The organism is Brucella thiophenivorans, assembly GCF_002252445.1.
GTDB lineage: Bacteria > Pseudomonadota > Alphaproteobacteria > Rhizobiales > Rhizobiaceae > Brucella > Brucella thiophenivorans.
In genome coordinates, this window is sequence record NZ_NNRJ01000071.1 from 1 (window position 1) to 8,408 (window position 8,408).

Sequence of the window (8,408 nt, forward strand, 5' to 3'; positions counted from 1 at the left end):
TGAAATCGCTCAACACATTTTGGAACAGGCTCTCAGTTTTAGTTCTTGAAAATGAAATCGCGGTTCTAGCAATATTGCCAATCTTTGCTCTCATGATATGCCATTTGATACGGCCAAGAGCATGAAAAGGGCAGCTCAAGAGCGATACAGGGTTGATTTATTAGAACTGATGCTTCAATGCTCCGGCTATCCGCAGACTGGGCCGAAGACGTTGACATCGCAGCTGATTAAATATGGGATCGTTGGAATTCTGAATACCGCAATAACCTTTCTGGTAATTGCGGTTCTCACAGCTTTGGGTATGAACCCATATTTGTGTAATGCTATCGGCTTTGGCGTCGGACTTTTAAATAGTTACTTCTTGAACAGCCGCTTCACGTTCAACAAAAAGTCCTCGACTGGCTCAATGACAAAATTTGGTGCAGCCTTCTCCATTGCATACGCAATCAACCTTTTCGTTCTACATTGTTTGGTACAATTGCAAATTGATTCAATATTCGTTGCCCAATTCGTAGCAATGGCATCATACAATGCAGCCTTCTTTATCCTCATGAAAACATGGGTATTTTCACGTGACTAAAAAATATTATAGCCTAGATGTCGTGATCCCTTGCTTCAACGAAGAAGACACAATCCCACACACGATCCCGAAACTCATAACTTTCTTAAAACGGCTTTCTGAGCACGCCGAGATCCATATGAATTCTTTCCGTCTCATCCTCGTAGACGATGGCAGCAAAGACACAACGTGGCAGCTGATAGAAAAGCTTGCGGCATCGCATCCCATTCATGCGATCAAACTGAGCCGAAATTACGGTCACCAGAACGCCATGCTGGCTGGATTGAGCAACTCAGATAGTGAAGTTATACTGACTATGGATGCAGATCTCCAAGATGATCTCAATGCGATTACCAGTATGCTTAAAGCTTATCAAGGTGGAGCAGACCTAGCTTTAGGAGTTAGATCGTCAAGAGGAAGTGACACTGCATTTAAAAGCAACTCTGCTTCAGGCTATTATAAACTGATGAAAGCTTTAGGAGTGAACATTATAGAAGACCATGCGGACTTCCGCTTAATGTCGAGAAAGTCATTGAACGCCCTTCTCGCACATGAAGAAGTTAATCTTTTTCTGCGTGGTATTATCCCTGCTATCGGTTTTCCCACATCGATAATATATTATGAACGTCAAGATCGAGAATACGGTGAGACCAAATATACACTTCGAAAAATGTTAGGCCTCGCGATAAATGGTATCACATCCTTCTCGGTTACACCCCTAAGATTTGTTACTGCGCTCGGACTTAGCGTTAGCGCGGTTGCTCTCTTTACTGCGCTCTGGGTGATAATTGTCAAAATATTCTACTTCGGCCACGCGGTGCCGGGGTGGGCATCTACAGTTCTCCCCATCCTATTTCTAGGCGGTATACAACTTATAAGTCTAGGGATAATAGGTGAGTATGTCGGAAAGATATATCTAGAAGTCAAGAGACGTCCTCGTTTTATTATCGAAAAGACATTGTGATTAAATTATGCGAATAGATTATAGATCATCACTATTTCTAGGCAATAGAATAAGTACTAATGTGACATATTTAATGTCAGCGTTTTTTATTTACTCTGTCTACAAGCCGTACTTATCTTTAAAGGTTTTTGGGCTTGATGAAGTTCATTACTATAGTTCATTTACATTTAAGTTACTCGAAGAGGGAAGGTGGCTCAATTACATCTTACACGACGTATTACGTATGTTTCCTATCGAAAGTTGGGGCATCTTATTAATCTCATTATCATTTTTGCTTTTTTATGGACTTCTACCTGTATCTAAGATTCCGAATGAAATTAGAATTCTTTTTGCAACTAGTATAGTTGTTTCTCCTCCTTTTGTTGAGCAAAGTTTGTGGCCAGCAACCACTTTGCCATCAATTGCGGTTATATTTGTTCTATCTTTAATCCAAGAAAAAATCAGATTTCAGTACATTTATGTTCTTGCCGGCATCTTTTTGTTCGGGGGGATGCAGAACCTTTACTTCATGACACCGCTCCTTTTCATTCACAAATTGATTGAGAATAGCGACAAACATATAAAATTTCGGATTTTGCTTGATCATGCGATATGGTGGATACTCGGATGCATCATCGGCGTTTTAATATCTTTAGTAATGGTTTACATAGTGACTGGCCAACTTGGCTTAAATGTCGCCCCATGGAGGAAATCTCAACCGATTCATGACTTGAGTAGTGCACTCAATAATATCTCTCTTATGAAAATTTACTTTTTCGACAATGTAAAATTACTTTTGTCAAAAGGTGGTTTTACATTATCAATAATAATATTAACTCTATCATTGTCAATAAATCTAGTTATTAATCGGAATTATTTATTGATATTAATAGCAACTACATCAGTAGCTGTATCATATTTCGCGTTTTCTGTCCCGCTCGCGCCCGTGATACAAACAAGGACATTATTGCCATTTTCTGCAGCGGTTGTTTTTATGTTTATTTTGCTAAACCGAAGTAAACTTATGACAATTTTTAATGCTATTAATATGATGTACTTTTGCTCAGTATTTACATTGTACAGTGCCAATTATATAAATGAACATAAGAGTGTAACATCTTTTTTTTATAACAAAATTGAAAATTTACTCGACAGGAATATTAATTATTTTGATGCATTTATTTTGAAAGGAAAAATTCCGGAAGACAAAAGGTACGCGTACTTTTTCAATTCAGCGCCACTTATGCACTCAATAATGTACTCCCTAGGTGCTAAATCATTTTGGGATTGTCGCGAAGGCTCAACAGATTCACGGTGCCAAACCTTACTAAATCTGGCTCCAGTCAACGTTACAGATATTGAAGGAGGTAAGTTGATCCTATTAACGGATGTTGATCAAAAGTTGGCTGTTTTGCAGTTTTCGATGGCAGACTAAAAAGTAAGTGTTGATTGCCGCTGAGAAGTGAGCCCGGAGGGGGTGCGGATGAAAACTTGGACTATCAGGGAGGTAGTTCATGTATTCCTACGAAGACCGGATGCGAGCAGTTGCGCTCTACGTTAAGCTGGGCAAGCGCCCGAAAGCAACTATTCGCCAGTTGGGCTATCCAAGCAAGAATGCTTTGAAGGGCTGGTACCTGGAGTATGAGCACCATCTTGATCTGCGTTTAGGATTTGCGCCCCGAGCCCCCAAGTTCACACAGGCGCAGAAGGAAGTGGCTGTTGAGCACTACCGCACACATGGTCGTTGTGTTTCTGCAACGATGCGCGCATTGGGCTATCGCGGCCGTGCAACGTTGACAGCATGGGTTCGTGAGGTGTTTCCCGAAACTAGTAAAGCTGTCACCGGAAGAACTGGACGTCCACGATATCCGGAGACGTTGAAGAAGGCTGGCGTTGTCGGGCTTTATAATCGGCAAGAAAGCGCGCAGGCTTTGGCCGAAAAGCTCGGCGTATGCAGACCGACACTGTATAACTGGAAAAACCAGTTACTTGGTTCGGAGGCTCCCGCAATCATGAAACGCAAGAACAACTCACCGCCAGTGCCAGAGCGAAAAAATTAGAGCGTTAGCTCGAAACACTGCAGCACGATATTCAGAAACTGCAGCTTGAGCACGACCTTTTGAAGAAAGGTAACCGCCCGATTGTTACCGTGGGGAATATGTTTTGACACGTTCGACGAATTCCTGGTCGTCGACATAGCATTCGAGCCATTTTTCGGCTGATCGCCGTGCGTCGGCCAGCATCTGTCTGAGTTCATCGATGCCGTCGTCCGTCAAAGCGGATGTGGTTTGATCGTCGCCGGTTACGACAGTGACTATATTTCCATAGGTCAAGTTGTCGTCATTGTAGATGATCGCTTGAAGAAGATCGACATCCTCGTTGAGCATTTCGGCGACATAGTCTGCGGTGTAGACAAATCTGACCGTCGCCATCAGGCTGCCTCAGCATGTTCTGCTACGAGAGGCACCCAATTCCATGGAAGCAATTCATCGAGCCGATTGATTTTGTGATCATGAATGCGGTCGAACACATCGACCAGATAGGCTTGCGGGTTAATGCCGTTCTTCTTCGCCGTTTCAATGATCGTCATGGCGCGTGCCAGAGTTTCCGCACCGGTGTCAGCGCCCGCGAATAACCAATTCCGGCGTCCAACACCAATGGGCCTCAGGGCTCGCTCCGCAGCATTGTTGTCCATAGCCACACGACCGTCCTGCAGGAACAGGCAGAGAGACTGCCAGCGGTTCAGGCCATAGTGCAAAGCCTTCGTCAGCTCGCTTTTTCCAGGAATGCGAAGCAACTGCTTTTCCGCCCATGCATGCAGTTTCTCGACCTTCGGCTTGCTGTGCTTTTGACGCGGCAAACCGCACATCGGCGGCCCGACCTGCGATATCCCGCTCGATATCATACAGCGCTCCGATCCGATCGAGAGCCTCGCGCGCAATCCCGGATTTGTTCGCGGTCCAAATGTCATGAAAGTCACGCCGCCAATGTGCCCAGCAGGAAGCCTCCCGGAAGCGGCGGCTCCCACCTCCATCAGGTTCGTATTAAAGTTTTGCGTAACCTTTATTACCATCGGCCTGGAGGATGCCGCTCGCCTCTCGCAGATGATGGTGGACGTGCTCTTCCTTCCAATCGGGCGCGAAGTAATAAACCGCACCCGGCGGTGCGCTGCCCGCCCATGGACGCTGATCGCGGACATATGTCCAGATCCTGCCCTTCTTCACACCTTTGCCCAGTCCCTTGTCGCGCAGCGACCGATCCAGCACCCGGATCGGCGTATCGTCAGCATGGAGGAGATCGCTCTTCATGATCTCCTTCTCAATATGCTCGATCAGTGGCCGAAGCACTTGCATGGCACGACCGCACCAGTCCACCAGTGTGCTGTCAGGTATATCGACACCCATCCGCGCGAAGATCTCGTTGAGGCGATAGAGCGGCAGATGATCGTCGAACTTCGAGACCAGAATATAGGCCAGAAGACCGGCACCAGCCATGCTGCCCGGTATCGGGCGGCTGAGCGCTGGAACCTGCACAATCTTCTCACAACAACGGCACGACTTCTTTGGTTGGGCGATCTCAATGACCTTCATCGTCGCTGCGATTATGCCGAGGATTTCACTGACATCCTCTCCGACAAGGCGCAATTCTCCGCCGCAGGCAGGACAACAATGACCGGGATCAAGTTCTCGGCGTTCGCGAACGGCATTTCCGATACGCGCGGACGCCGACGCAGCAGTCTGGTTTGTGATGTCTCATCCTGGACGCAAGCCGTATAGTCTTCAAGCTCTTCGACGGGCGCGGTCTTGTGCTCGGCACTGGCAATCAACAGATCCCCCAGCGCCAGTTCCAGTTGCGCAATTTCCCGCTCGATCTTTTCAGAAGACTTACCGAAGACCTGTTTCTTCAGCCGGGCAATGCGCAGCCTCAAACCTTGGATCAAGTGGTCATGCGCTTTCAACGCCGCCGACATCTTCGCATTCTCCGCCTGCAAGGCGGTGATCATCGCTTTCAGAAAGGCTGGATCATCGGGAAGAATTGAGCTCGCATTCGACATGATCCTGACTAGCATAAGTCAGGACAGAACGCCATAAAAACAAGTAGTTTCAGTAAGATAAATCAACCGATGCGTGCCCGCGGAGCACCCCAGTCCGGACGTCTCCAGTCTATTCCTTCCCATAGCATCGCCAGTTGTGCTGCTGTCAGTCGAGCCGACCCATCGGCCGCTGAAGGCCAGGGGAAACGGCCTTTCTGCAGAATTTTATAGTAAAGGCAAAATCCCTGACCATCAAAATATAGGAGCTTTACCCGATCACCACGCCGCCCACGAAAGGCGAAGACAGCTCCACCTGTCGGCTTCTGGCGCAAGACATCTTGTGCCAACATCGAAAGGCCCTCAATACCCTTCCTCATGTCTGTGACGCCACAGGCAAGGGAAACTCGAACGCCGGTGCCCGGTCCAATCATGCCTGTTCCACCGTCTGGATGAGCCGCGTCAGCACCGCACCATCCACTTGACTGCCAAAACAAAGTCGACGACCGCAGCGCAATTGCAATTCAACCATTGAGATGATGCATCGAAGGAACTGTTCGCCTCAGAACAGAACAGAACAGAACAGAACAGAACAGAGTGGAGCGACAGTGATGTCAACGGGAAGAAACAAGGCCTCCGGCGAGGGAGGCAGAAGCCCCTTCCTCTTCAACTCGCTACGCCACATGTAAATCTGCTGCCGCGATACATCGTGACGGAGCGCAACTTCTGTGACTGTCGCGCCAGCAACCCCAAGCGAACTGACTATCGCAAGCTTATCTTCCACCCGCCACCGGCGGCGGCGTTCGTGGCCAAGTATCTCCACCCGCATTGTATACCTCAATCTCAAGACACGTCATTAACGACGTCGCTAAAGACGTGTCTTACGTCACGAGGCTTTGCTTCAAAAGGCGGTGGCAATCGGGCCGTTACCTTCCAGGCCACAACGCCGAATGAGAAATGGCTAACTGATAACACTGAATTCCATATCCCGGCTGGCAAGGTATATCTCTCGCCCATCATCGACTGCTTCGATGGTTTGGTCATCAGCGGTCTATCGGAGTGAGACCAGATGCGGAATTGGTCAACACGATGCTTGATGCCGCAATAGAAACTGTCACAGGTAGAGATGAGCGGCCGATAGTGCATTCTGATCGCGGTGCACACTATCGCTGGCGGGGTTGGCTAACGAGGATTAGTGATGCGAAGCTGGTGCGCCCAATGTCCCGCAAGGCGTGCTCCCCAGATAACGCTGCATGCGAAGGCTTGTTCGTAGACTGAAAACGGAGCTCTTTTACCAACGTGATTGGAGGTCAAGCACGATCGAGCATTTTATCAAAGAAGTTGATAGCTACATTCGATGGTACAACGAGAAGCGGATCAAGATATCACTTGGCGCACGAAGCCCAATCGAATATCGAAACAGTCTTGGCATTGTGACGTAAAATCAGTCCAAGTTTTCGTCCGCACCCCCGCTGACGGTCCTATCGACTATTTTCAAATGTTTCCGCCGATAGCCAATTTTTGTTCGTACAGAATAAGCGCATAGGGCTTGCAACATTTTAAGTACGCTAAATCCTTTCTAATTACCGTAATAGCCACCATACAACAGGAGCAAACCGCAAGAAAATTTTCAAGAAGAATAGATTGAGCTCAACATCATGACGTTCACCATTTACATGTAATGCTCCTCCACTATACGAGTTTCTGCGCCATTCCTCATCGATATCGACTGTAGCTAGTCTTTTTATGTGCCAAGAACTATCAGGAGGTCCCTTCTCCAGTCTTTCTATTCGCTGTATTCTTTTCTCAATTGCAGACTTAGACCTCAAAGGAACATGATACAATTCGATTTTAGGACTTTTATTTGTGAATGATATGTTGCCACCATGATTTCCTTTCCATATCTTGAGTTGCCGATCAGCCCTCCAAATATATTTAGGGGGATAAGTGGCTTCAACGAACCCTATCTTGCCATCACAAACAAGTGACATCGCATTTTCAGCCGACGGGGAAGGGACCGCAGTATAGATCATGGTCGCGATATTCAGCATTCGCTTAGTCATGCTAGTACGTTTTTGGACGAAGTTTCTTATTTCTAGATTGAGAACCGTAGCTTTATTATTAAGTAGCAAACTTTCGAGCGAGCGGCGATTGACTGATAAAAATTCATCAGCATCTAATGGCACGACCCAATCGGCCCCCAAGTCTAGTGCCAATTGATACATTTGATTTACTCGTTCTGCTTGCTCGAACTCTCCCGGCAATTCAAGAACCATCAATCGTGGGTCGATTTTCTCTAAGCGGCGGAGAGCCTCCATTGAACCATCGGTGGAGCCGTTATCACCTAAAATGATACGATTGAGACCGACATTTCCGAGATGATAAAGCACGTTAAATAGTACAACGTCGATCTCATCCCTCTGCAATAATATTCCAATAATTTTCATCGGCATACCCTTTGAGCAATATTCGCAACGCATTCATAGGAATGTCGGTATATTTAAATCAATAAATATTACCGGCCAATTTTGAACGGAGCATTTATAAACTCTAATGAAGGATTTAAATAGAAATTTTATCTAAATAATAAATTAAAAGATGTTCCAAAATAATTATATGAACAAGCGCAGCTACGTTAAAAGTTAGACATATTTTGCATAAACGGTTCGTATTTCTTTCGTTGCGAAATAAAAGAATAAAAACTCCTGTATGCCCACGCTATTGCTGAATTCACAAAGTGAGGTGCTCGCCGAAATGCACTGGGCCCCGAGATCGGACCGCCGGGCATTAGAATCTTCCGGTTCTCACCTCAATGGCTGGCTGATAAAGCCACGGGGATTATCTAAGAGCCTGAATCATAATGAATGTAACGATAT

8 protein-coding genes and 4 pseudogenes are annotated in these 8,408 nt (G+C 46.6%); 5 read left to right on the forward strand and 7 right to left on the reverse strand.

Annotation, left to right across the window (positions count from 1 at the left end; genetic code table 11):
- Positions 1–121 precede the first annotated feature (121 nt).
- From CEV31_RS20015 to CEV31_RS20030, 4 genes and pseudogenes are all read left to right on the forward strand, one after another.
- Entirely contained in the window at positions 122–580 is a 459-nt protein-coding gene (locus CEV31_RS20015; protein ID WP_169717414.1) for a GtrA family protein, read from the forward strand.
- On the forward strand, positions 573–1,523 hold the full coding sequence (locus tag CEV31_RS20020; protein ID WP_094509914.1) for a glycosyltransferase family 2 protein: 951 nt from the start codon (positions 573–575) through the stop codon (positions 1,521–1,523). The genes CEV31_RS20015 and CEV31_RS20020 overlap by 8 nt, the downstream gene beginning before the upstream one ends.
- A 223-nt stretch (positions 1,524–1,746) precedes the next feature.
- Positions 1,747–2,937 carry a hypothetical protein gene (locus CEV31_RS20025; protein ID WP_143850996.1) on the forward strand — a complete coding sequence of 397 codons (1,191 nt, stop codon included), beginning with the start codon at positions 1,747–1,749 and terminating at the stop codon, positions 2,935–2,937.
- A gap of 79 nt (positions 2,938–3,016) precedes the next feature.
- Positions 3,017–3,636: pseudogene (locus CEV31_RS20030) on the forward strand (transposase); the annotation flags it as partial.
- Between the two features lie 10 nt (positions 3,637–3,646).
- Here CEV31_RS20030 and CEV31_RS20035 read toward each other — a convergent pair.
- From CEV31_RS20035 to CEV31_RS20050, 6 genes and pseudogenes are all read right to left on the reverse strand, one after another.
- Complete coding sequence (locus CEV31_RS20035; RefSeq protein WP_094509917.1) at positions 3,647–3,934, reverse strand: hypothetical protein; 288 nt, start codon at positions 3,932–3,934, stop codon at positions 3,647–3,649.
- Positions 3,934–4,092, reverse strand: a complete 159-nt coding sequence (locus CEV31_RS21600; RefSeq protein ID WP_407923144.1) for a transposase domain-containing protein — start codon at positions 4,090–4,092, stop codon at positions 3,934–3,936. The genes CEV31_RS20035 and CEV31_RS21600 overlap by 1 nt, the downstream gene beginning before the upstream one ends.
- Before the next feature lie 75 nt (positions 4,093–4,167).
- Positions 4,168–5,146 (reverse strand): annotated as a pseudogene (gene tnpC, locus CEV31_RS21605) (IS66 family transposase); the annotation flags it as partial.
- A 163-nt stretch (positions 5,147–5,309) separates the two neighbouring features.
- Positions 5,310–5,556: pseudogene (locus tag CEV31_RS21610) on the reverse strand (transposase domain-containing protein); the annotation flags it as partial.
- A gap of 62 nt (positions 5,557–5,618) precedes the next feature.
- Positions 5,619–5,966 carry an IS66 family insertion sequence element accessory protein TnpB gene (gene tnpB, locus CEV31_RS20045; protein ID WP_094509921.1) on the reverse strand — a complete coding sequence of 116 codons (348 nt, stop codon included), beginning with the start codon at positions 5,964–5,966 and terminating at the stop codon, positions 5,619–5,621.
- A gap of 128 nt (positions 5,967–6,094) precedes the next feature.
- On the reverse strand, positions 6,095–6,361 hold the full coding sequence (locus CEV31_RS20050; protein WP_094509920.1) for a transposase: 267 nt from the start codon (positions 6,359–6,361) through the stop codon (positions 6,095–6,097).
- Between the two features lie 102 nt (positions 6,362–6,463).
- Here CEV31_RS20050 and CEV31_RS20055 point away from each other — a divergent pair.
- Positions 6,464–6,974 (forward strand): annotated as a pseudogene (locus tag CEV31_RS20055) (IS3 family transposase); the annotation flags it as partial.
- A gap of 141 nt (positions 6,975–7,115) precedes the next feature.
- Here CEV31_RS20055 and CEV31_RS20060 read toward each other — a convergent pair.
- Positions 7,116–7,979, reverse strand: coding sequence for a glycosyltransferase family 2 protein (locus tag CEV31_RS20060; RefSeq protein WP_169717415.1), 864 nt, complete (start codon positions 7,977–7,979; stop codon positions 7,116–7,118).
- Positions 7,980–8,408: the final 429 nt, after the last annotated feature.

Bases quoted from the DNA above. Each gene is read 5' to 3' on its own strand.
- CEV31_RS20015 (WP_169717414.1), top strand. From the start codon at position 122: ATGAAAAGGGCAGCTCAAGAGCGATACAGGGTTGATTTATTAGAACTG.
- CEV31_RS20025 (WP_143850996.1), top strand. From the start codon at position 1,747: ATGTTTCCTATCGAAAGTTGGGGCATCTTATTAATCTCATTATCATTT.
- CEV31_RS20035 (WP_094509917.1), bottom strand. From the start codon at position 3,934: ATGGCGACGGTCAGATTTGTCTACACCGCAGACTATGTCGCCGAAATG.
- CEV31_RS21600 (WP_407923144.1), bottom strand. From the start codon at position 4,092: ATGACGATCATTGAAACGGCGAAGAAGAACGGCATTAACCCGCAAGCC.
- tnpB (WP_094509921.1), bottom strand. From the start codon at position 5,966: ATGATTGGACCGGGCACCGGCGTTCGAGTTTCCCTTGCCTGTGGCGTC.
- CEV31_RS20050 (WP_094509920.1), bottom strand. From the start codon at position 6,361: ATGCGGGTGGAGATACTTGGCCACGAACGCCGCCGCCGGTGGCGGGTG.
- CEV31_RS20060 (WP_169717415.1), bottom strand. From the start codon at position 7,979: ATGAAAATTATTGGAATATTATTGCAGAGGGATGAGATCGACGTTGTA.